This window comes from Actinosynnema sp. NPDC020468 (assembly GCF_040642015.1).
Lineage (GTDB): Bacteria > Actinomycetota > Actinomycetes > Mycobacteriales > Pseudonocardiaceae > Actinosynnema.
Window position 1 is genome coordinate 123,018 of sequence record NZ_JBFAEO010000004.1, and the last position, 22,565, is coordinate 145,582.

At 73.9% G+C, this 22,565-nt stretch carries 16 protein-coding genes; 7 read left to right on the top strand and 9 right to left on the bottom strand.

The window, feature by feature from the left end:
* The first annotated feature begins 20 nt into the window (after positions 1-20).
* Both AB0G50_RS05380 and AB0G50_RS05385 read left to right on the top strand, forming a co-directional pair.
* Positions 21-416, top strand: a complete 396-nt coding sequence (locus tag AB0G50_RS05380; protein ID WP_360102530.1) for a bacteriophage spanin2 family protein — start codon at positions 21-23, stop codon at positions 414-416.
* A gap of 91 nt (positions 417-507) precedes the next feature.
* Positions 508-744, top strand: coding sequence for a DUF1918 domain-containing protein (locus AB0G50_RS05385; RefSeq protein ID WP_360102532.1), 237 nt, complete (start codon positions 508-510; stop codon positions 742-744).
* Here AB0G50_RS05385 and AB0G50_RS05390 read toward each other — a convergent pair.
* A complete protein-coding gene (locus AB0G50_RS05390; RefSeq protein WP_360102534.1) occupies positions 708-1,361 on the bottom strand; it encodes a TetR/AcrR family transcriptional regulator in 654 nt (217 codons plus the stop codon). The two genes, AB0G50_RS05385 and AB0G50_RS05390, sit on opposite strands and share 37 nt — an antisense overlap.
* Positions 1,362-1,443: 82 nt before the next feature.
* On the opposite strand from AB0G50_RS05390, the gene AB0G50_RS05395 reads away from it, so the two are divergent.
* Positions 1,444-2,364: an NAD-dependent epimerase/dehydratase family protein gene (locus AB0G50_RS05395; RefSeq protein WP_360102536.1), complete on the top strand. Its 921-nt coding sequence runs from the start codon at positions 1,444-1,446 to the stop codon at positions 2,362-2,364.
* Between the two features lie 48 nt (positions 2,365-2,412).
* On the opposite strand, the gene AB0G50_RS05400 is transcribed toward AB0G50_RS05395, so the two are convergent.
* Both AB0G50_RS05400 and AB0G50_RS05405 read right to left on the bottom strand, forming a co-directional pair.
* Positions 2,413-3,228, bottom strand: a complete 816-nt coding sequence (locus AB0G50_RS05400) for an inositol monophosphatase family protein (protein ID WP_360102538.1) — start codon at positions 3,226-3,228, stop codon at positions 2,413-2,415.
* Between the two features lie 981 nt (positions 3,229-4,209).
* Complete coding sequence (locus AB0G50_RS05405) at positions 4,210-5,199, bottom strand: malate dehydrogenase (protein ID WP_360102540.1); 990 nt, start codon at positions 5,197-5,199, stop codon at positions 4,210-4,212.
* Between the two features lie 161 nt (positions 5,200-5,360).
* On the opposite strand from AB0G50_RS05405, the gene AB0G50_RS05410 reads away from it, so the two are divergent.
* A complete protein-coding gene (locus AB0G50_RS05410; protein WP_360102542.1) occupies positions 5,361-5,942 on the top strand; it encodes a pentapeptide repeat-containing protein in 582 nt (193 codons plus the stop codon).
* A gap of 19 nt (positions 5,943-5,961) precedes the next feature.
* Here the strand turns inward: AB0G50_RS05410 and AB0G50_RS05415 are convergent, their stop codons facing one another.
* From AB0G50_RS05415 to AB0G50_RS05440, 6 genes are all read right to left on the bottom strand, one after another.
* A complete protein-coding gene (locus AB0G50_RS05415; protein WP_360102544.1) occupies positions 5,962-9,243 on the bottom strand; it encodes a glycohydrolase toxin TNT-related protein in 3,282 nt (1,093 codons plus the stop codon).
* An 83-nt stretch (positions 9,244-9,326) separates the two neighbouring features.
* Positions 9,327-10,865 carry a TNT domain-containing protein gene (locus AB0G50_RS05420; RefSeq protein ID WP_360102546.1) on the bottom strand — a complete coding sequence of 513 codons (1,539 nt, stop codon included), beginning with the start codon at positions 10,863-10,865 and terminating at the stop codon, positions 9,327-9,329.
* Positions 10,862-11,332: a hypothetical protein gene (locus AB0G50_RS05425; RefSeq protein ID WP_360102548.1), complete on the bottom strand. Its 471-nt coding sequence runs from the start codon at positions 11,330-11,332 to the stop codon at positions 10,862-10,864. The genes AB0G50_RS05420 and AB0G50_RS05425 overlap by 4 nt, the downstream gene beginning before the upstream one ends.
* Entirely contained in the window at positions 11,295-18,575 is a 7,281-nt protein-coding gene (locus AB0G50_RS05430) for a glycohydrolase toxin TNT-related protein (RefSeq protein WP_360102550.1), read from the bottom strand. The genes AB0G50_RS05425 and AB0G50_RS05430 overlap by 38 nt, the downstream gene beginning before the upstream one ends.
* A gap of 11 nt (positions 18,576-18,586) precedes the next feature.
* Entirely contained in the window at positions 18,587-18,898 is a 312-nt protein-coding gene (locus tag AB0G50_RS05435) for a WXG100 family type VII secretion target (RefSeq protein WP_360102552.1), read from the bottom strand.
* Positions 18,895-19,404 (bottom strand): YbaB/EbfC family nucleoid-associated protein, encoded by a 510-nt coding sequence (locus AB0G50_RS05440; RefSeq protein WP_360102554.1) that lies wholly within the window; start codon positions 19,402-19,404, stop codon positions 18,895-18,897. Before AB0G50_RS05440 ends, AB0G50_RS05435 begins: the two co-directional genes overlap by 4 nt.
* 101 nt (positions 19,405-19,505) lie before the next feature.
* Between AB0G50_RS05440 and AB0G50_RS05445 the strand changes: the two genes are divergently transcribed.
* Genes AB0G50_RS05445 through AB0G50_RS05455 form a run of 3 tightly spaced genes read left to right on the top strand, consistent with a single transcriptional unit; the run spans position 19,506 to position 22,558 of the window.
* Entirely contained in the window at positions 19,506-20,717 is a 1,212-nt protein-coding gene (locus tag AB0G50_RS05445; RefSeq protein WP_360102556.1) for an MFS transporter, read from the top strand.
* A 34-nt stretch (positions 20,718-20,751) separates the two neighbouring features.
* Positions 20,752-21,696 (top strand): DMT family transporter, encoded by a 945-nt coding sequence (locus tag AB0G50_RS05450; RefSeq protein WP_360102558.1) that lies wholly within the window; start codon positions 20,752-20,754, stop codon positions 21,694-21,696.
* A gap of 16 nt (positions 21,697-21,712) precedes the next feature.
* On the top strand, positions 21,713-22,558 hold the full coding sequence (locus AB0G50_RS05455) for a bifunctional methylenetetrahydrofolate dehydrogenase/methenyltetrahydrofolate cyclohydrolase (protein WP_360102560.1): 846 nt from the start codon (positions 21,713-21,715) through the stop codon (positions 22,556-22,558).
* The last annotated feature ends 7 nt before the right edge of the window (positions 22,559-22,565 follow it).

Genomic DNA, 22,565 nt, shown 5'->3' on the forward strand with positions numbered 1-22,565 from the left:
GATCCCCCAGGAGAGTCGCCATGCGCGCAGGTCGTCCGGTCGCCACCATCGTCTTGGCCCTGGGTCTCGTCGGGGCGGTGTCGGGCTGCGAGGCCGTGCAGCAGGCGTCGGACACCGCGAACCAGGTCGGCCAGGCCGCGGACAAGGCGACGCTGTGCATCGACGCGTTGAAGCTCGCCGGTTTCACGCCGGACGCGACCGACCCGGCCAAGGCGGTCGAGGAGACCAAGAAGAAGGCCGAGGAACTGGACGCGCTCGCGAACAAGGCCGCCGACACCACGCTGCGGGACGCGATCCAGGGCGTGTCGGACAAGATGTCCAAGGTGACCCTGGACGACCTCAGCCCGGCGTCGATCGCGACCTGGACGCAGGCCAAGCTGGACACCGTGTCCACGCTGTCGAACGCGTGCGGCTGACGCCCGGCCGTGGGTGATCGATGAGCGGAAATGCCAGGCTGTCGATACCTTCGGAGGCGTCCTACGCTGGGACGCACCGGAGGTGTTGCAGATGCACGCTGCTATAGGCGACCGGTTGCACGTCCACAGCCGCACCGTGGGGCTCGCCGAGAACATCGGTGAAATCCTCGAGGTGCGCGGCTCGGAAGGTGCGCCGCCGTACCTGGTCCGCTTCCTCGACGGCCACGAAGGGCTGGTCTACCCAGGCCCGGACAGCGCCGTCGAGCACCCGGAGCGACCGATCCTGCCTCGTCAGTCGTCGATGAGGGAATCCAGCTCGGCGCGGTAGAGCAGCGCCGGGTCGAACCCCATCGGCCCGAATTGTCCGGACACCTCCAGGCTGAGCACGCCGTGCAGCCTGGTGAACGCCCGGACGGCCGACATGAGCACGGCGGGGGCCACGTCGCCCTCGCCGCGCGACCGCGCCCACCCCACCAGCTGACGATCCAATGTGGACTCCTGCCCGGTGGTGCCACCCGGCGCGTCCAGCATGCCCAGGAACGCGCTCGTCGTGCGGTGCGCGGCCATGATGGTGTCCTCCGGCGCGTGGTAGCCGGGCACCGGCGTGCCGAACAGCAGCAGGTACCGGTGCGGCTGGGCCAGCGCCCACGCGCGGAACTCCTCGCCGAATTCGCGCACGCGGTCCTTCGCGGACATCGACCGGGCGCGGTCCGCGCAGTCCTCCATGGCCTGGCCGAGGTCGTTCCACGCGTCGCGGATCAGCGCGTCCAGCAGGTCGTCGCGACCCTTGAAGTAGCGGTAGAGCGCCGGTCCCGTCACGCCCATGCGCTTGGCGATCGCGTTCACCGACACGCCTTCCAGGCCGTGCTCGGCCAGTTGCTCCAGGGCGATGCGCTTGGCCTCGTCCCGGGTTTCCTCGCGGTACCGCTCACGCCTGGTGGTCAACGCCGCACCTCCTTGACAAACTCTAACTTGTGTTAGAGGTTGTTACCACAGCGAGAGCTTGTTACTTCGGAGGTGTTCGGTCGTGACGGTCGTGGTGCTGGGCGCGGGGCGGGGAATCGGGCGGGAGATCACCCGGCAGTTGGTCGAGGCCGGGCGCGAGGTGCGGGGCGTGACGCGGTCCGGCGGGGTGCCCGAGGGCGCCGAGGACGTGCGGGCGGACCTGCTCGACCGGGACGCCGCGGTGCGCGCGGTCCGGGGCGCGACGGTGGTGCACCTGGCCGCCAACGTGCCTTACACCGACTGGGTGACAACACTGCCCACGTTGGTGGACAACGCGGTGTTCGCGGCCCGGGAGGCCGGGGCGAAGCTGGTGTTCGCGGACAACCTGTACGCCTACGGGCCCGTGTCGACGCCGCTGGTCGAGACGATGCCGGAGCGGCCGGTCGGGCCGAAGGAGAAGCTGCGGAGCGCGTTGGGGCGGCGGATCCGGGAGGCGGGGGTGCCGTTCGCGATCGGGCGGTCCAGCGACTACTACGGGCCGGGTGGGGTCGGGTCGTTGCCGGGTGAGCTGGTGCTGAAGCCGATGGCGACCGGGCGTGGCGCGATGTGGTTCGCGTCGGTGGACGTGCCGCAGACGTTCGCGTTCCTGGGCGACACGGCGCGGGCGCAGGTCGTGCTCGGCGACTCGGCGGCGGCGAACGGCGGGGTGTGGCACACACCGGCCGCACCCGTGGTGACGGTGCGTGAGTTCGCGGCGCTGGCGGGCACCGTGCTGGGGAGACCCGGGAAGGTGATGCGGTTGCCTTCGGTGACCGTGACGCTGGGTGCGTTGGTCGACAAGCGGCTGCGCGGGATGGGCGAGTTGGCGCACCAGCGGGCCAAGCCGTGGGTGGTGGACCACTCGGCGTTCCTGAAGGCGTTCGGGCCGTTCGACGTGACGCCGCACGCCGAGGCGATCGCCCGGACCGCCGAGTGGTACCGCGCCGCGCAAGCCGGGTCGTGAGCCCGGTCGGGTTCCGGTCGGGCGTGCGGCCGTGAGCGGAATTGTCCCCTAGCCGAGAACGGTGGCGATCAACTCGTCACCCAGTTCGGGCGTCGCCGCCGCGATGCCGGACCAGCGGCGGGACAGGTCGAGGTCGAACGTCAGCGGACGGCCGTGGAGGTCGAGCAGCACGCCGCCGGCCGCCGGGACGGTGACGAGCGCGGCGATGAGGTCCATCAGCCGGTGCGTGTCGGAACCGACGTCGGCGAAGGCGTCGACCGACCCCTCCGCGACCAGCATCGTCTCCAGGCAGGACGTGCACAGGACCCGGATCCGGTCGGCGACCCCGGCCACCCGAGCCCAGGCCTCCTCGGTGCCGCGCTTGGGGCGCATGAGGCAGATCGAGGCGCCGGCGAGGGTCGTGCGCCCGGACGTCCGGAACGGCGTGGACTGCCCGGCGCGCGCCCACCACGACCGCCCGGTGTCGAACCAGACGGTGAGCGCCTCGACCGGCTGATCGTCCACCACCACGGCGCCCGCGAAGCAGGACAGGGGCACCCCGAGCGCCGCGTTCGCGGACCCGTCGACGGGATCGACGCACAACGTGACGGCCGACCCGTGGTCGAGAAACCCGGCCTCCTCGGACAACAGGTTGACCCCGGCCCGCTTGGCCGCCTCGGCGATCGCCCCCTCGACGATCGCGTCGACCCGCATCGTCGGCGTCCCGTCCGCCCCCTGCCCCACCTCCTCCCGCAACTCGCGCCGCGTGTGCAACTGCCGCGCCTCCTGATAAGCCCGCGCCGCCGCCACCGCCGTGGCGCTCAACGCGGGATGGACGTCGACAGGCAACACGGGAACCGGAACAGGCCACTGGTTCTTGGTCACGCCACCCACCCTGCCATGCCCCGCGCTCTCGTTAGAATCGTTCAACAATCCCACAACACCACAATCCGACAATCCCCCACGCACATCGTTGAACAACTCAACACTCAAGCACGCGAAGCCCCCGAAGCCCGACGGCGACCAGCAGGCAGGAGGCAGGAGGCAGGAGGCAGGGCAGCAGCGGACTGACTCGAGCAGCAAACAGCGGGCGGGGACCAGAAGGCTGACGCGGACTGGGCGGCGAGCGGGGAGCGCCAATCAGCCGTCGGCGGGCGACAGGCAGTAGCCACCGGCGGGCGACGGGCGACGGCCAGCCCGGCAGACTTCGGGCAGATGGGCCGGGCGATCTGCGGACAAGAGGTCCGGCAAGCGGCAGGTGCGCGCGGACCTTGAGGCGGGCATCGCGCCAGATGCGCGCGGGACTTGGGCGGACCAAGGCGACAGATGCGCGGGATCCCGAGGCGGGGCAAGGCGACAGATGCGCGCGGGATCTTGAGGCGAGGGCAAGGCGGCAGATGCGCGTGGGCGCTCGATGCAGGCGAGGCAGTAGGAGTGCGGGGGCCTCAGGCAGCAAGACACAGGTGCGCGTGGGCCTTACAGGCGGGCGAGGCGACAGGGCGCGCGTGGAGGACTTCGGGCAGAGGCGATAGGCCTGCGCTCGGATGGGTCCATGGCGAGAGCGGGTGCACCCGTCGGCAGGTCGCCGACTGCCTGCCGGCGACTGCCCGCGATGGCTGCCGGCCGCCGGCGGGCGACAGGACGCGATGGCGGGCGACGGGGGTGACGAGGCGACAGGGGACGGCTGACCGCAGGCGACAGGCGACAGGCGACAGGCGTCAGGGCGGACGACGGCGGGCGGCTGACCGTACGCGGCGGGCGGCGGGCGGCAGGCGGCTTACCGCGGGCGTGGGGTGTGGGCAAATAGGAACGTCCCCTTGTCGGATTGTTGAACGATCCGACAAGGGGACGTGGGAACAGCTGGGGTCAGATCAGGCCGAGGGCCTGGACCGCGTCGCGCTCCTCGGTCAGTTCGGCGACCGAGGCGTCGATGCGGGCGCGGGAGAAGTCGTCGATCTCCAGACCCTGGACGATACTGTACTTGCCGTCCGTCACCGTCACCGGGAACGAGGAGATCAGGCCCTCCGGGACGCCGTACGAGCCGTCCGACGGGATCGCCATCGACACCCAGTCACCCTCGGCGGTGCCGTTCACCCAGTCGTGGATGTGGTCGATCGCCGCGTTCGCCGCCGACGCCGCCGACGAGGCGCCGCGGGCCTCGATGATCGCCGCGCCGCGCTTCGCCACGGTCGGGATGAAGTCGTTCTCCAGCCACTGCTGGTCGTTCACGACCTCGGCCGCGTTGCGACCGCCGACCTCGGCGTGGAACAGGTCCGGGTACTGGGTGGCCGAGTGGTTGCCCCAGATGGTCAGCTTCTTGATCTCGTTCACCGTCACGCCGAGCTTCTTCGCCAGCTGCGACAGCGCCCGGTTGTGGTCCAGCCGCGTCATCGCGGTGAACCGCTCGGCCGGCACGTCCGGCGCGTGCGACTGCGCGATCAGCGCGTTGGTGTTGGCCGGGTTGCCGACGACCAGCACGCGCACGTCCTCGGCCGCGCCCGCGTTGATCGCCTCACCCTGCGGCTTGAAGATGCCGCCGTTGGCGGACAGCAGGTCGCCGCGCTCCATGCCCTTGGTCCGCGGCCGGGCGCCGACGAGCAGCGCCACGTTCACGCCGTCGAACGCGGTCTTCGCGTCGTCGGTGATGTCGATGCCGGTCAACAGCGGGAAAGCGCAGTCGTCCAGCTCCATCGCGGTGCCCTCGGCGGCCTTGACCGCCTGCGGGATCTCGAGCAGACGCAGGCGGACGGGGACGTCGGCGCCCAGCAGGTGGCCGGAGGCGATGCGGAACAGCAGTGCGTAGCCGATCTGGCCGGCCGCACCGGTGACGGTGACGTTCACGGGCGTGCGGGTCATGAGCCTTCCCGAATGACGAACTGGGCTTCAGTCACCGGGTAACAACCACTAGGCAGGCTGACGACCTGTCAGCGGCGGTCTCTGCTCCGGGACCGCGCACCGGACTGGGTTGTCCGGCAGGTCGGAGGTTACCAACTGGCGAACGATGACAAGGTGTGACAGTGGACAACCTGGACTACGCCGACGCGGTGCTCTTCGGGCAGCGGTGGGAGGGCAAGGCGTTCGTGGGCGCCGACTTCACCGAGGCCGACATGCGCGGGATGGAAACCGTGAACTGCACCTTCACCGACTGCACGTTCGACCGCACGGACCTCGGCGACTCGAAACACCGCGCTTCGGCGTTCCGCTCGTGCAAGTTCGACCGCGCCGTGCTCAACGGCGCGACGTTCGACTCGTGCACCCTGCTCGGCTCGATGTTCGTGGAGTGCTCGATGCGCCCGATCCACCTCACCGAGACCGATCTCACGCTCGTCGGCTGGACCGGCGCCCGGGTGCCGAAGATCGACCTGACCGGCGCGCGGCTGCGCGAGGCCAACCTGGAGGGCGCGAACCTCAAGGACGCCACGCTGCGCGACGCCGACCTCACCGGCGCCCGGCTGCGCGAGGCGAACCTCACCGGCGCGGACCTGCGCGGCGCGCGGCTGGACGCGAACTCGCTCGTCGCCGCCACGCTCACCGGGGCCCGGGTCGACCTGGACACCGCCGTCGCGTTCGCCGCCGCGCACGGGCTGCGGGTCGGGTAGACCCGCAGCCCGGCCGACGTCAGTGCGTCGGCGCCTCCTGGTTTGCGACCTCCACCAGGACGCCGTCGGCGAGCATGTCGTCGATCGACTTCGGCATCAGGTAGGCCGTACCGCCGCCGGGCTGCTCGAACCACGGCACCGCGACGCCCGTCAACACCTCGACCTGCCGCCGCAACCGGTACACCCGGTACGGCCGGTTGATCCACGACGGCACCAGCGAGCGCTGCTGGAACGGCGTCCCGGCGGCGTAGACGAGGTTGCCCGAACCGTCGCCGAACCGGTCGATCTCCATGCCGGCGGGCAGTTCCACCATCTTCTTGTGCCGGAACAACGTCAGCGGCGGCTCACCGCCGAGCGGGTTGATCGGCCACGACCGCGGCGTCTTGTCGCCGCCCGACTGGTCGGCGGCACGCTCACCGCGCTGCTCGACCGGCCGCTGCTCGGGCGAGCGCTGGTCGGCACCGCGCTGGTCGGCGCCCCGCTGCTCCGGCGCGCGCTGCTCGACGGGGCGCTCCGGCGGTCGCCCGCCGAACTGGGTCGGCGCGCCCTCGTGCTCGCCGAACGCCCGGTTCGCCCCGCCGAACTGCGGCGGCGTGAACGGCTCCCGACCCTGGTGCTCGCCCGGACCGGTGAACGGACGCGGGTCCGCGGGCCGGTCCTGGCCGGTGAACTGGTGCTCGGCCGGGCGGTCCGGGCCGCCGAACTGGCGGTCGTGCCCGTTGAACCCGCGGTCCGCGCCGAACCGGTCACCCGGTGCGGGACGGTCCTGCGCCGGCCGCACCGGCGCGCCGAACTGGCCGGGGTGCTCGCCGAACCCGCGGTCCGGCGCGGTGAACCCGCGGTCCGGCGCCTGCTCCGGACGGCGTTCCGGCACGTCCGGCGTCGGCTCCGCGAAGGAGTGGCCGGGCTCCTGGCCGAACACCCGCTCGGGCGGCGGTTCCTGGCCGAAGGGGCGTTCCGGCGGCGCTTCCTGGCCGAACGGCCGTTCCGGGCGGCTCTCCTGGCCGAACACGCGTTCCGGCGGTGCCTCCTGGCCGAACGGGCGCTCGGCGGGCGGCTCGTGCCCGAAGGCCCGGTCCACCTGCTCGGGCGCGGCGAACTGCGGCTCCTGGGCGGCGAACCGTTCCCCGCCGCCGAACGCCTGCGTCTGCTGCTCGGGCGCGGCGAACTGCTCGGCGGGCGCGAACGACTGGTGCTCCGGCGTCTCGAACGGCTCCGCGCCGAACGCGGTCGGCGCGGGTTCCGGCGCGCCGAACGTGCGGTCGGCCAGGTGGTCCGCCCGGGCCTGCTCGGCGGAACGACCCTGGTCGGCGACCTCGACCCGCTCCGGCTCGGCCGCGTGCGCCGACTCCGCCGCGTGCGCGGGCTCGAACCCGGCGTGCTCCGACCGACCGTGCTCGGGCAGCGCGTGCTCGGACCTGCCGTGCTCGACCTGGGCGTGCTCCGACTGCTCCGGTTCGGGCTCGGCGAGACCGTGGTCCGCGAGTCCGTGCTCGTGCTCGTGCTCGGGGTGGGCGTGCTCGGGCGACCGCGCGAACTCCGGGTCGGCCGCGTAGTCGGGCGTGCCCGTCTCCGGCTGCGGCGACGGGCGGAACCCCGGCGCCGCGCGGCGCGGCTCGCGGTGACCGGTCAGCACGAGCTTGCCGATCAGGTAGGCCGCCGCGTCGTCCAGGCGCTCGAACCGCACCGGGTTGTGCGTGCCCTGCTCGTGCCACGCCACCTCCCAGTCCGCGCCGTCGGGCCGCAGCACCCACGTGTGCTCGGCGGGCTCGCCGAAGCGGTACGCCTCGGCCGGCACGTCCAGGTCCTCCAGCGCCCGGCGGGCACCGGCCAGCTCGCGCTCCTCGTCCTCCTCCAGCCCGCGCAGCGGCGGCGGCGCCGGGTACTGCTGGGTCGGCTGCCCGACGTACGGCGTGCCGTTGAACGGCGGCTCCGCGTACTGGGTGCGCTCCGAGTCGGTCTCGGCGCGCATCCGGTCCCGGTCGACCTCGAACTCCGTCGTGTCGTCCAGCTCCGGCTCCACCGCCGGCGGCTCGGCCGCGGGCTCGGGCTCCGGCTCGGCCGCCACCACCGGCACCGCGGGCTCGGCCAGGTCCGGACCGTCCTCGGCGACCGGCTCGACCGCCTCGGGCACGGCGTCGTCCTCGTCGTCGGCGAACGGGCTCCACGCCTGGGTGTCGTTCAGCTCCCGCTCCCGCTCGTACTCCGCCGGAGCGAACAGGTTCATGCCTTCGACGTACGTCTCGCGCCGGTACCGCTCGTCGATCACCGGACCGTCCTCGTCGAACGTCACCCGGTAGGGCGGACCGTTCACGGGAGGGGGACCCACCGGCGGCTCGGCCTCGACCGGCTCCGACCGCTGCTCGGACCGTACGGGCTCCGACCGCACCGGCAGCGGCGCGGCGACCGTCGCGCCCACGTCGGCCGGGCGCTCGTCACCCGGCACCTCGATCGGCGCCACGACCACGTTCGGCCGCGGCAGCGGGGTGTCGCGCGGCGCGGCGGGCGCGCCCAACGACGAGGCGGCCGCGACCCGGGCCTCCTCGGCCACGTCGGGCAGCACGAAGTCCTGCGACCGCGCCCGCTCGACCAGCTCCGCCTCCGGCGGCACGCCGTAGGTGCGCAGGTAGTAGGCCACCGCGGCGGGCCAGATCCACACGCCGTCGGTCTGGAACGCGACCGGCACCACCGACGGCGTGTCGTCGTGCAGCACGTCCGCGTCGAACCCGCGCCCGGCGATCACCACCGGCGCGCGGTCCAGGTAGCCCAGCAGCAGCTCCCGGTCGGGCTCGGGCACCGGCGGCCGGTTGACCGACGGCCGACCGCCCGGTCCCGCGCCGTCGAACACCCGGGTGGTGCGGAACCGCGGCGCGGACGCGAGCCTGCGGCGCAGCCAGTCGGGGACGTTCTCCTCGTTGCGCGGGAACATCCGCATCTCGTCCACGTACGCCTGCGGCGGCGGTGGCGACTGCCACGACGGCTCGGCGCGGTCGAAGTCGAGGTTGTAGCTGGACGGGTGGTCGAGCTGGTAGCGGGCGTTGGACCAGCTGCCGCGGCCCTCCCGGTACATCCCGGTGCGCAGGCGCGCGAACAGCCCGCCCACCTCCTGGGGCGGGTGCCACGCGCGCAGCGACCCGTCGGACGAGCGGACCTCGGCGGACAACTCCGAGTACCGCCCTGTCGCGCGGTACTCGGCGGTGACGTGCGCCCAGTCGTCCGGCGCGGCGCGCATCAGCGTCAAGCCGATCTGCTTGACCAGCGCGTCCTGCTCGGTCGGGTTCAACGGCTTCGGCTCGGACACGTGCACCATCTTCCCCCGCGACTCCCCGTGCACGCACGGGCCCCCGATGCGCCGAACGGAGGAACCCGTCGGCGCTACCGAGGTCAAACCCTGGGCGCGGGCGGTTCCGTGGTGACCTCGGGCACTTCGACCAGACTGCCGCTCGCGAGCAGCGCGCGCACCGATTCGGCCAAGAAGTAACCCGTGCCACCCCCGGGCTGTCCGAACCACGGGACGGCGACGCCCTTCAGCGCCGGAACGGGCTTGGCGACCCGGTACACGTGGTAACGGCGGTTCAGCCAGTCGGGTGGCAACGACCGGTTGCCGAACATGGTCCCGGCCGCGTAGACGAGGTTGCCCTCCTCCGGCCCGAACCGGTCCAGCTCGGCGCCCGGCTCCAGCACCACCGGCTCGCGGTCGCGGAACAGCGACAGCGGCGGCTCGTCGGGCATCGGCTGGATGTCCGACACCGGCTGCACGGGGATCGCCGCGGTCGGCGTCGCGCCCCGGTTGGCCGACCGGACCTGGTCCAGGTCGTCGCGCCACAGCAGGTCCGCGAGCAGCACCTTCGCCGCGTCCGCCGCGTTGGTGAACACGGTCGGGTGACCCGTGGGGCCGCGGTCGCCGTCCCAGAACTGCACCTGCCAACCCTCGCGACCGGGCGCGGGCTCGACCACGAGCGCGTCCCGCTTCGGCTCGACGATGCCGTACTCGTCCTCGCCGACGCCGTAGTACTCGAGCCGCTCGCGCAGTTTCTCCAGCGCCCGCCGGTCCGCGTCGGTGATCACCCGCGGCTCGTAGAGCGGCAACGGCGCGGACTGCGCCTGCCCGGTCGCCACCGCGGCCGCCGCGGTCTCGGCGGCCGGGTCGACCGCGGGCAGCGCGTAGCCGTTGTCCCGGATGTGCTGGACCAGCTGCGGGACGGGCGGCACCGCGTGCGTCCGCAGCTGGAACGGCACGCCGCCCTGCCACACGAACACACCGTCGGTGTGGAAGGTCTGCGGCACGGCGGGCGTGGCGTCCGGGTCCAGCGGGTCCGGCCCGTAGCTGCGCGCGGCCAGCACGACCGGCGCGCCCTCCAGGTACGCCAGCACCTCGTCGCGCTCCTGCGGGTGCACGGCGGGCCGGTCGTAGGTCGGCCGGCCGTTCGGGTCGGTGCCGTCGAACACCGGCGCGTCGTACAGCGGCACGTCCTGCGCCACCGGCTCGGCGGCGGGCGCGGGCGCCAGCCACTCGGGCGTCTGGTCCGCCGGACGCGGGTAGGCCGCCAGCTCCTCGTCGCGGTGGCGCGGCTCGGGCGGGCTCGTCCAGTCCGGCTCGCGGTCCCGGTTGAACTCCACCGAGTAGGTGTCCGGGTGGACCAGGTGGAGCTTCATCGAGTACCACGCGCCGCGGGTCGACGTGGCCATGCCGTCGCGCAGCTGGAGCAGGATCGGCAGCGCCTCGTCGGGCAGGTCCCAGGCGAACGCCCGACCGAAGATCGTGACGCCGTTGGACTCGACCTCCAGGTGGCTGCCGAGCAGCCGCAGGTCGACCCACAGCTGCTCCCAGTCGCCCGGCAGCCGCTGCACCAGCAGCGTCGTCACCGAGCCCAGGATCGCGTTCTGGTCCTCGATGGTGAGCACCGGCTCCGGCGCGGTCATGCGTTCTGCTCCTCGCTGCTCGCCTCGACGAGCCTGTCGCGCAGCCAGTCGGGTGTGTACGCCTCGTCGCGGGGGAAGACTTCCAGGTCACGCGCGAAGACCGACGCCGGCACGTCCGGCACGAACCTCGGGTCGTGGTCCAGGTTGTAGGTGATGTCGATCCGGGCGGGCGCGTTCACGACGCACCGCGCCGAGAACCAGGTGCCGCGACCGGGTTTGTTGACCACCTGCCGCAGCTCGGTGAACGCGGCGAGCAGCCCGTCCGGCGGCGCCACCTCGGGGGTGCTCCCGTCGGGCAGGTACACGGTCAGCGCCAGGTCCTGCACCGGCACCGTCAACCGCACCAGGACGTCGATCCGCCGGAAGTCGGCGGGCGCGGCGTCCAGCAGCAGGCCCCCGACGCGCTGGAGCAACTCGGCGTGCCGCTGCTCAGAAGTCGCTTGGCCAGAGGGCTGCGTTGTGCTCATTGGGGTAGCTCCTGACGTAGATCACGGTGGTGCCGTCCGGCTGGGTCACGCGCCAACGGGTCTGGTAGGTGTGCGGGTGGCGCTGGCCGGGATCGCGGAGCGCGAACGTGTCGACGGACTCGACGGTACCGAGGTTCCGGCTCGCGAACTCGGCGCGGTCCCGCTCCATGCGGTACCAGGTCTCGTCCGTGGTGAACGCGGGTCGCCGGTTGCCCTGGTTCTGGTCGCGCTGCTGGCTGGACTGGTTGGCCTCCTCGCCGGGGAAGCCCATCTCGTTGCCGCCGTGGTGGCCGCCGTCGGAGAGCTTCTTGCCGGTCGAGTCGACCTCGCCGTGGTTGCCGACCGCGAGCTGCGCCGCGCCGTCCCGGCGGATCTCGCCGCCCGAGCTGAAGTCCGGGCGACCGGTGGTGGCGGCCGTCTCGCCCTGGCCGTCGGTCCGGCCGCGCCACATGTCGTTGTCCGCGATCAGCGTGGCGTGGGGCAGCGGGTTGTTCAGGTCCGGGCTGAACGGGCGGAACGTGTGGACGTGCGAGGCCTGGCCGTTGTCACCCGTCTGGATGGTGCTGTAGCCGTGGCCCTTGACGTCCTCCAGCACGAACCGGGTGTTCGGCGGCAGGTTCTCCCGGCCGGAGAACGGGTCGGAGTTGCCGTAGACCCGCTCGACCGCCGCGCGCTGCTCCGGGGTCCAGCCGCCGGTGTCGCCGTCGATCGTGACGGAGTAGACGTTCCTGCCGTCCACCCGGTTGACCTCGACGCCGAGCCGGACCTCGCCCTGCGTCGGCGCGGGCCACGTGCTGGTGGCGTCGTGACCCCTGGGCAGGCCGTAGAAGCCGTCCGAGGTGACCTGGGCGTTCGCCGGTGCCCGGGTGATCTCGGCGTTGACCCGGCTGCGCTGGCCGCTGTGGGTCTCCTCGAAGACCACGTGGCCGTTCTCGTCGGTGACGAACCGGCCGCGGGTCTGGCCGTGCTCGTCGCTGACCAGGTACTCCGTGTTGCTGTCGTGCACCTGGTCGGGGCGGCTGAACGGCTGACCCTGCTTGAGGTCGTCCACCGTGCGCTGGGTCGCGGCCTGGGGCTCGTTGCGCGACACGGCGTCCTGCGGGTGGCCGTTGGCGTCGGTGCTGAACTCCTGGTGCAGCGGACCGCGGTCGATGTTGTAGTTGGCGCCCGCGATCGGGTGGGTGGTTTCCGGGTTGCGACCGCCGGGGTTGTCGCTCGTGCCCCAGAAGTCCGGCGCGGCGATCCACTTCGGAGTGCCCGTGCCGTCGGTCTGGACCGTGCCCCGGTAGTTGCCCTCCGTGTCGTAGACCTCCATCCGGGTGTCCGCCGGGAGGTCGGTGCGGGCCACGAAGGCTTCACCGGGTCGCGGGGACATCGGGTGGTCGTGGCCGATGACCTGGCGGCCGTTGGCCGGCTCCGGGATGGGCTCCACGATCGTGCGGCGTTCGACCTCGACCGTGCGGTTGCCGATCTTGATCTCTTCGGTGTGGGTCTGCCGGGTGCCGTCCGCGTTGCCGACGAAGGCGTCGTTGCGCTGACCGATCTCCACCCGGTACTGGGCGTTGGGCAGCGGGTGGCGCACCTCGGGGTTGTCCCGGTCGTTGGTCGCCCGCGCGTCCACGAACGCGTTGCCGTCCGCGTCGACGTGCACGATCGTGCGCACGTGCCCGTTCGGGTCACGCACGTCGATCGTGGTGTCGCGGGGCAGCTCGCGGCCGTCGAACAGGCTGTCGTGCTCGCCCAGGTGGACGGTTTCGCGGTGCTGCGTCTCCGGCGCCTCCCAGTGGGTCTGGACCTGCGGTTCCAGGTCCTGGTGACCGCGGTGGGCGCTGTCGTCGGCGGTGGTGGCCAGGTCGCCCTTGGGCTCGTGGCCGGGCGGCATGCCGTTCTCACCCGTCGGGGTGATCGTGCCGTCGGGGTCGAAGGCGTGCCAGCCGCCGTCCGGCGGGAGCTTCGGGCCGGGACCGGACTCGCTGGGCGAGCTCGAGTAGACGTTGCCGTCGCGGTCCGACCAGGCCAGGTTGTCCGGCGCGACGACCTGCTGCCCGGTCTCCCGGGCGACGTGCGCGGCCAGGCTGTTCTCGCCGCCGACGCCCGCGTCGCAGCCGACGAACACGATCGGGCGATTCGCCAGGTCGGGGTGGTTGTTGATCAGGTCGACCAGTTCGGCGCGGGTGTAGTGCGTGTCGCCGATCCGGACGCCGTCGCCGTCGGTGTGCACGTCCAGGACGGCGTGGGTGTCGCTCTGCGGGATGCGCGAGCTGAGGTCCTGGAGCCGCGGCTCGGTGTGCAGCGCCACGCCCGCGTCGGTGGGGCGGCTGTTGCGGATGGCCTGGTCGACGCGCTGCGACACCTCGCCGAGCGGGACCGGGCCTTGGTGCGCCACCGGGCCGAGGTCCGGGTTCGGGGTGAAGTCCGACGCGCCGTTCGTGGCCGGGGTGTAGTCGTCGAACGCGCCGTTGCGGGCGTCGTCGACCGAGACCACGTCCGGCGTGCGCACGTCGCCGTGCTCGTCGAAGGTGCCGAAGTCGGGCGGGAGCACCTTGCCGTCGGCCGGCGGGACGTCCACCTCGTGCAGGACGCCCAGCTCGGCCAGGTGCTCGACGTTGATCTTGCCCTTGGTGTCGCGCAGCTCGGGCAGGTCGACGGGCTGGAGCTGCCGCGCGCCGCCGTTCTGGTCGAACGCGGACGCGACCGGGGCCAGCTCGACCAGCATCGGCCGGTCGAGCACGTAGACGTGGTAGCCCTTGCCCATGGAGTCGGGCATGATCGCCCGCTCGCCGTAGCCGTAGGCCTGGCCGTCGGGGCGCAACGGGGACATGAAGTCGCCCTGGGGGCTGCCGAACCGGTCGAGGACGGTGCCGGCGGGCAGTTCCACGACCACCCGCGGGCCGCCCGCGCCCTGGTTCGGCGGCCAGGCGATGCTGCCGTCGGGGTTCGAGTGGGCCTGGATGAACGGGTCGTAGCTGCCGTGCGGGCCGTAGGGCTGGTAGGTCGGCTCGATGATGGCGGCGGCGCGCTGGTCGTAGGTGCCGACCTCGCGGTCCGTGGGGCCGGTGGAGTCGTGCGCCGAGTGGTAGGGGCCGTCGTGCGAGAACCCGGGCACCACGCCGGCGGGGTTCCCCCAGGCGTTCTTGTGCGGGAGGGCGCCGGGGTCGGTGGTCGCGCCCGGGTCGGTGCCTGTCGTGGTGCCGGTCGTGGTGCCGGTCGGGTCGGGCGTGGCCGTCGTGCCCGGGTCCGGGGTGGTGGTCGTCGGGTCGACGTCGGCGGGCCACTCGTGCGACGCGACCGGCGAGTGCTCGTCGCCCGGCGTGCCGGCGGTCGGGTCCGCGACGTGATCGCCCGCAGGCGTGCTCGTCGTGTCGCCGGCCGGATCGCCCGTCGGGTGGCTGTTCGTATCGCCGTTCGCACCGCCGGACTCGGGCGCACCGGTGTGCTCGGTCCCGCGCGAGGCGGGTCCGTCGTTCGGCGACTCGCCGCCCCGGGCCACCGGGCCGTCGGCGGGCGCTCCGGGCCTGGTCTCGGCCGCGTGCGCAGGGCCGTCCGGGCGCGGTTCGGTGCGCGAGCCGGGCACCTCGGCGCGGGGTTCGGCAGCGTGCGCCGGACCGTCGGCCCGAGTCTCGGAACCCCGCGACGCCGGCCCTTCCGAACCCGGCGCGGTCCGCGAACCCGGCACGTCGGCCGCGTGGGAGGGGGCATCGGTGCGCGAACCGGGCACCTCGGTCCTCGGGTCGGCCGCGTGGGTCGGGTCGGCGTTCCGCGAACCGGGCACTTCAGCCCTCGGCTCGGTGGAGTGCGCCGGACCGTCGGTGCGCGAGCCGGGCACCTCGGCCCTCGGCTCGGCCGCGTGCGTCGGGCCGTCCGTCCGCGAACCCGGAGTTCCGGCCCTCGGGTCGGCGGCGTGCGTCGGACCGTCCGGGCGGGTCCCCTCGATCGGGCGACCCTTCCCCGGCTCAGTGACACCCGTCCGGGGGTCATTCGTACGCGGAGTGGTGTCGGTGCGCGGGCCGGACTCGGGGCCGCGGGGCGTCGAGCCCTCGGTGCGGCCGGTCGACTCCGGGCTGCGCCAGGCCGGGTTGTCCGGGCGGGACGTCGTGTCCGAGCCGCGCGTGGCCGGGGCGTCCGGCCGGGTCGTGGTCGGCGCGCCGGCCTGTGGCGTGCGGGGCGGTTCGGTCGTGCGGGGTGCGGTGCCGGCGTCCGGGCGCGCGGTCGGCGGGCCGGGCTGCTGGTGCGGCGCGCCCGACTGCGGGCCGAAGCCACCCGGTTGGGGGCCGAATCCGGGCTGCGGGCCGAAACCACCCGATGGGGGAGCAACCGGAGACCGCTGTTCCGGCATGGAAGAAGTAGTGGGGTGTTGGGGCGCCGGGGCGAAGTCCTGGACCGGCATGCCGGTGACCGAGCTGGCGGTCACCGCGTCCGTGCCCCGGACGTTCCCGCCCGAGTGCTCTTCGGGCGAGAAGTACCCGCTCGCCGTGGGCGCCGTCGGACCCCGACCGCCGCCGCCCCCGCCGACTCCACCACCCGCACCACCGGCGGGCGGAGGCGCGAAACCGCCACCGCCCATCGGCCCCGCCGCACCCGACCCGGGTGCGGCCCCACCACCCGGCGAACCCGCCGAGGGAGGAGTTGCCGCTGGATCATGACCGGTCGCGTGCGCCGCGGGAGCGTGCTCGACGGCGGACGAGTGCCCACCCGGAACCGGACCACCCTGCACCGGCCCGGAGGGCACCGAACCGCCGCCGGGAGTGACCCCGTGCGTGCCGGCGCCGGTAACGGAACCGCCACCAGGCGTGCCGTGAGGCACCGCACCGGGAGTGGCACTCGGGGTGCTGCCGTGCGACGACCCACCGGGCGTCGACGCGGCCGACCCGGGCGTGCCCGAATGCGAGCCGGGAACGCCACCGGTGCCGACCCCGTTCGCGGAGCCGGTCGCCGAGCCGTTCGCGGAGCCCGGCGTGCCACCGGGCGTGCCGCCGCGCTCGGCGGGCGAGGTGCCGGGCGTCGTGCTGTGCGAGTCGGGCGAGGCACCCGGCGTCGAGCCGTGCGAGGTCCGCGAGTCGGGCGAGGTGCCGGGCGTCGAGCCGTGCGCGTCAGGCGAGGTGCCGTGCGAGCCGGTGCCGGTGCCGGGCGTCGAGCCGTGGGTGCCGGCGCCGGGCGTGGAGCCGTGCGTGTCGGGCGTCGCGCTGTGCGAGCCGGTGCTGCCGCCGGGCGTAGAGCTGTGTGCGCCGGCGCCGGGGGTGCCGCCGGGCGTGCCGTGTCCGGCGCCGTCCGGGGTGCCGTGCGAGCCCGGGTGGGACGTGCCGGGGGCCGTGTGTGGCGCGCCGTTCGCGGTGCCGGACGGGCCGCCGTGGGTGCTGCCCGGGGTGGTGCCGTGGGGTGCCGTGCCGGGCGAGCCCGCGTGGTGCTGGCCGGTGCCGGGTGCGGACGTGCCGGGCGTCGTGTGCGGCGCTCCGCCTGGGCTGGTGCCGTGGGTGCCGGTCGGGGTGCCGGCGTGCGCGCCGCCGGGCGTGGTGCCGGGGCTGCCGTGGGTGCCGGTGCCGGGCGTGCCGTGGGGCGTCGTGCCCGGGGTACCGCTGTGGGCGCCCGGTCCGGCGGAGCCGGGGGTGCCGGTGTGCGGTGCGGTGCTGCCGGGGGTGCCGTGCGGGACGGTGCTCGGCGCGCCGGGGGTGGCGTGCGGCGTGGAGCCGGTCGCGGGTGGGAAGCCTGCGGTCGGGGGGCGGCTGGTGCCCGGCGTGCCGGTGGCGCCGCCCGGGGTGGTGCCCGCGGTCGGCGTGTGGGTGCCGCCCGGGGTGGAGCCGGTCGGGGTGTGGGTGCCGCCGGGGGTGGGGCTGCTGCCGCCGGTGTAGCCCGTCGGGGGGCGGCTGGTGCTGCCCGCGCCGCCTGGTGCGGTGCTGCCGGTGCTGCCGGTGCCGGGGCTGCCGAGCCTGTTGCCGATGGTCGAGCCGCCGCCCTGGGTGCCGGGGCTGGTGGGCACGGTCGCTCCGCCCGGCCTCGGGGTCGGGGGTGCGCTCGTGTAGCCCGACGGCGACGAGGTCGGGCCGCCGGTCGCGCCGTGGTCTGGGCTGCCGCCGATCGTGGGCGGCGCGGTGGCGGTGTGGGTGGGTGCCGGGGGTGCGGCCACCGAGGACGCGGTGGTGGAGTCGGCGCCCCGGGGGAGGTTCAGGCCCTCGCGGTTGACCGTCGGGCCGCTCGGGGACGAGCCGTTCGGGGACGAGCCGTTGCCCGGCGCGGTCGACGGGGAGGGGCCTCCGGTCGGGGCTCCGGAGCCCGGCGCGCCCGGGGACGTCGGGGAGCCCGGCGCGCCCGAGGGCGGGCCGGCCGGGTGGCCTCCGGGCGGCGGGGTGGCCGACGGGTCGATGGTGGGCGGGCCGCCGTCGGGGCCGCCCGGGGTGATGTGGGGCGCCTCGACGGTCAGGCCTTCCTTCGCGCCGCCGATGCCGCCCGACACGGCGCCCGAGGTGGCGCCCAACAGCACGTCCTTGGCGCTGATGTCCTGACCCAGCACCGCGGCCGTGCCGACGGTCGAGACCGCGCCCTCCACCGCGCCGCGCGTGGCGCCGACGGCGACCTGGCCCGCCAGACCACCGCCCTGGAACTTGAGCCCGCCCGACACGCCGCCGACCAGGCCGGACACCGCGCCCGACACGGCCGCCTGGCCGGTTTTGCCCCAGTCCCAGTTCTTCCGGTCGCCGCGGATCATCTGGATGCCCTGGATGGCCGCGTCGATGCCGACCGAGATCGCGACCTCCTTGAGGATCGCGATGATCAACTGCCGGAAGGTGAACTGCACGACCAACCTGGTGGCCTGCTGCGCGATGGGGATGCCCGCCGTCGACGCGCCGAACGTGCCGAACGCCGCCGCGATCAGCGCCGCGATCTCGATCGCCAGCGCGATCAGCGAGGCGATGATCGACAACTTGGTGTACTCCACCTCCAACGCGGTGTTGTCGCAGCTCTCCGCCAACTGCTCGCAGATCTTCTGGAGCTTCGGCAGGTACGACTCGTCCCCGTCGGCGAACTTCTTCCAGTACTCCTCGAAGCGCAGCACCGCCTCGCCGGTCTGGCTGCTCATCACCGTGGACGCGGCGCCGTTCGCCTCGTCGATCACGGACTTCACGCCCTGCGCGGCGGTGCGGTAGGCGTCGGCCATGCGCCTCAGCGCAGTCTCGTCGCCCTCCGGCCAGCTCTGCCCGACCACGATCGGGAAGAGCCAGGTGACCTCGCTCGGGATCTCGATGCCCACCGCAATGCCCCTCAGTAAGTCCGGGAAATGCCGGACGCGTTGCCCTGGTCGGAACCCTCGTACGCGTCCGCGGTCTGGTCGACGCCGCCGCGGATGGCCTCCAGCGCCTCGGCGAGGCTCTGGAACGCCTGCAAGGTCGCCTGCGAGTTCGGCACGTACTCCTTGGCGAAGGCCTTACCCGACTCGTCACCGCCCCAGCACTGCCCCTCTGCGGCCAACGCGGAGTTCAACGCCTGGAAGACGCCGTCGAGCGAATCGCCCGCGGCGCTGAACTGCGCACCACCCCGGCGCAGGCCGGGAACGTCCGCCTGGAATCCGGTCACCAGCCACTCCTGTCCATGAAGCTGCCGCCCTCTTCGTCGTCGTCACGGGCCGGCGCGCGGCGCGGCCCGGCGGCCGCGGGATCCGGCACGGCGGGCGGCTTGGGGATGAGGTCGGCCAGCGAGGGCATGCCGGGCAGCATCTCCGACAGGTCGATCGAGCCGCCCTCCTGCGCGGGGGCCAGCACCTCGTTCAGCTCGGTCCGCGCCTTCGCGACGGCACGCAGCACCGTCTCGACGGCGAGCCGGGCGAGCTTGTCCGGGGTGGGGTGGCGGTCGTACGCGCCGGGCGCGAACTCCAGCGACGTGAGCGCGCCCGTCGAGTCGACCGACGCCTTCACCGTGCCGTCCGGCGAGACCGCGCTCGCGGTGATCGCCAACGCCCTGGCCTGGGTCTCGCGCAGCTCGGCGGTCTTCGCCTGCAACTCGCCGAGGAGGGAGTCGACCTGCTCGCGCATGGCGGCGTTGCGCGCCTCCAGCTCGGCCCTGCGGCCACTCGGATCGGTCACAGCTGTCCCCTCGCTATTCCTTCTCGTGGAGTGCTGACGCTAACGGAGGCCCGCAGGTTCCCGCCGACGTCGGACGTGAATTGTCGGTGGTCCGGTGCAGAGTGGACCTCGTGCTCCGGCCCTACCGCGAACTCGCGGGCATCCCCCACCTCCCGTCGACGCTGCTGTGGTCCCTGATCGGGCGCGCGCACCTGCCCGCCACGCCGCTCGCGGTGTCGTTCCTGGTGGTCGGGTGGACGGGGTCGTACGTGTCGGCGGGTGTCGTGGGCGGCGCGATCACGCTGGGCATGGGCGTGGCGAGCCCGTTGCGCGGCCGGGCCGCGGACCGGAGCCCGGCGAGCAGGCTGCTGCTGGTCACGTCCGCCTCGTACGCGGCGGGCGTGGGTCTGCTCGGGTTGCTGCCCTCGGTGGTGCCGCACGGCTGGTGGCCGGTCGCGGTGCTGGTGGGCTTCTTCACGGGCGTGTCGACGCCGCCGGTGACGGCGCTGAGCCGGGCGTCCTACCCGCGGTTGGCCACCGGCGCGGCGCAGCACGCGGTGTACACGGTGGAGGCCTCGATGCAGGAGGTCATGTACGTGGTGGGCCCCTCCCTCGCGGCGGTGGTCGTGGCGGTGGCGAACGCGCAGGTGGCGCTGTGGCTGTGCGGCGCGTCGGCGGTGCTGGGCGCGCTGGGCTTCCTGGCCGCGCTGCGCCGGGCCGGGCTCGACCGGCCGGTGCCGGGTGAGCGGACCGGCGGCCGGACGCTGGTGTCGGACGGGTCGCTGCTGCTGTCGTTCGCGACGGCCGGGTGCGTGGTGGCGGCGCTGGTGGCGGTCGACCTGGTGATCATCGCGTGGGCGCGGGCGGCCGGCAGTCCGGCGGCGGCGGCCGTGCTGACGGCGGTGTGGGGTGTCGGCTCGGTGGTCGGCGGTCTGGTGGTGGGCGGGTTCGCCGGCGCGCCGCGCTTCCCGCGGCGGATGGTGTTGCTGGCACTGGGTTTCGTGGCGCTGGTGCCCGTGCTGCCGCCGGTGGGCGGCGCGCCGGGGTGGGTGGTGGCGGCGGTGCTCGGCGTCGGCGGGTTGGCCATCGCGCCCGCGATCGCGGCCAACAACACGCGGATCAGCGAACTGGCGCCGGAGGGCCGCAAGGCCGAGGCGTTCGGCTGGATGGGCACGTTCACCACGGCCGGGCCGGCGCTGTACCTGCCGTTCGCGGGCTGGCTGCTCGACCACCTCGGCCCGGCGGCGACCGCGGGCGCGAGCGGCGTGGTCGCGCTGGTGGGCGCGGTGCTGGCGAGCCGGGTCCGCCGGTCGGAGCCCGCCGCGGTGGTGTGACCGCTCGTGGTGGAACAACGGTGAGGGGGCGTCGGTGGTCGAGGTCGAGGCGCGGCCGGGCGGTAGGACGGACGCGCGGGTGTCCGGTGTGGTCGCCGCGGTCGTCGGCGGGGTCGCGCTGGCGTTGGAGGGCTGGGCCAACGGCGAGTTGGGGCGGGTTTACCAAGACGGGTTCCTGGCCGCGCTGGTGTCGTTCCTCTGCGGACTGGTGGTGCTGCTGGCCGTCGTCGTGCCGACGCGCGCCGGGCGCGAGGGCTTCGGCCGGCTGCGGGTGGCGTTGCGCGAGCGGCGGATCCGGTGGTGGCAGTGCGTCGGCGGGTCGTGCGGCGCGTTCTTCGTGGCCACGCAGGGGTTGACGATCGCGGTGCTCGGTGTCGCGGTGTTCACCGTGGCGGTGGTCGCGGGGCAGGTCGTCGGGAGTCTGGTGGTGGACCGGGTCGGGGTCGGGTCGGCGGCGCGGCAGGCGTTCACCGCGCCGCGGCTGGTCGGCGCGGCGCTCGCGGTGGTGGCCGTGGTGGTGGCGGTGTCGGACGACCTCGACCGGCCGACGGCGCTGTGGCCCGCGGTGCTGCCGGCGCTCGCGGGCGCGGTGGTCGGGTGGCAGGCCGCGGTGAACGGGCTGGTCCGGGAAGCCTCGCGGAGCGCCGCGGTGACCACGACGGTCAACTTCGTCGTCGGCACGACGGTGCTGGCCGCGGTGTGCGCGGTGGAGTTGGCGGTGCGCGGGCTGCCGGACGCCGCGTGGGGTCGGCCGCTGTTCTACGTCGGTGGCGTGCTGGGCGTGGTGGCCATCGGCACGGCGGTGCTCGCGGTGCGCCGGATCGGGGTGCTGCTGGTCGGGTTGTGCCAGGTGTCGGGTCAGCTCGTGGGCGCCGTGGCGGTCGACGTGGCGGGTGGTCACCTCTCGGTCGCCACCCTCGCCGGCACCGCGCTGACGCTGGTCGCGGTGGTGGTCGCCGCGCTGCCCGGCCGGCGGTGATGCGAGAATGGGGCACGTGACGGCGACGATCCTCAACGGCAGGGCCACCCGCGACGCGATCTTCGAGGACCTGCGGGAGCGGGTCGCCGCGCTCGTGGAGCGGGGTGTGACACCGGGCCTCGCGACCGTCCTGGTCGGCGACGACCCGGGCTCGCACTCGTACGTCAAGGGCAAGCACACGGCGTGCGCGAAGGTCGGCATCACCTCGATCCGCCGCGACCTGCCCGCCGAGACGACGCAGGAGCAGCTCGAAGCCGTCATCGACGAGCTGAACGCGGACCCGGCCTGCACCGCGTACATCGTGCAACTGCCGCTGCCCAAGCACCTGGACGCGAACGCGATCCTCGAGCGCATCGACCCGCGCAAGGACGGCGACGGCCTGCACCCGGTCAACCTGGGCAAGCTGGTGCTCGGCGAACAGGCCGCGCTGCCCGCCACCCCGCGCGGGGTGATCGAGCTGCTGCGCCGCTACGACGTGCCGCTGGCCGGCGCGAACGTCACGGTCGTCGGCCGCGGTGTCACGGTCGGCCGCCCGATCGGGCTGCTGCTGACCCGCCGGTCGGAGAACGCGACGGTCACCCTGACCCACACCGGCACCAAGGACCTGGCCGCCGAGGTGCGCCGGGCCGACATCGTGATCGCGGGCGCGGGCAGCCCGGGTCTGATCACCGCGGACATGGTCAAGCCGGGCGCGGCGGTGGTCGACGTCGGCATCACCCGCACCGAGGCCGGCCTGGTCGGCGACGTGCACCCCGACGTGGCGGAGGTGGCGGGCTTCCTGGCCCCGATCCCGGGCGGCGCGGGTCCGATGACCATCGCGATGCTGCTGACCAACACGGTCGAGGCAGCCGAGAGGCAGTGACGGTGGA

Bases quoted from the DNA above. Each gene is read 5' to 3' on its own strand.
- AB0G50_RS05380 (WP_360102530.1), top strand. From the start codon at position 21: ATGCGCGCAGGTCGTCCGGTCGCCACCATCGTCTTGGCCCTGGGTCTC.
- AB0G50_RS05385 (WP_360102532.1), top strand. From the start codon at position 508: ATGCACGCTGCTATAGGCGACCGGTTGCACGTCCACAGCCGCACCGTG.
- AB0G50_RS05405 (WP_360102540.1), bottom strand. From the start codon at position 5,199: ATGACCCGCACGCCCGTGAACGTCACCGTCACCGGTGCGGCCGGCCAG.
- AB0G50_RS05420 (WP_360102546.1), bottom strand. From the start codon at position 10,865: ATGACCGCGCCGGAGCCGGTGCTCACCATCGAGGACCAGAACGCGATC.
- AB0G50_RS05425 (WP_360102548.1), bottom strand. From the start codon at position 11,332: ATGAGCACAACGCAGCCCTCTGGCCAAGCGACTTCTGAGCAGCGGCAC.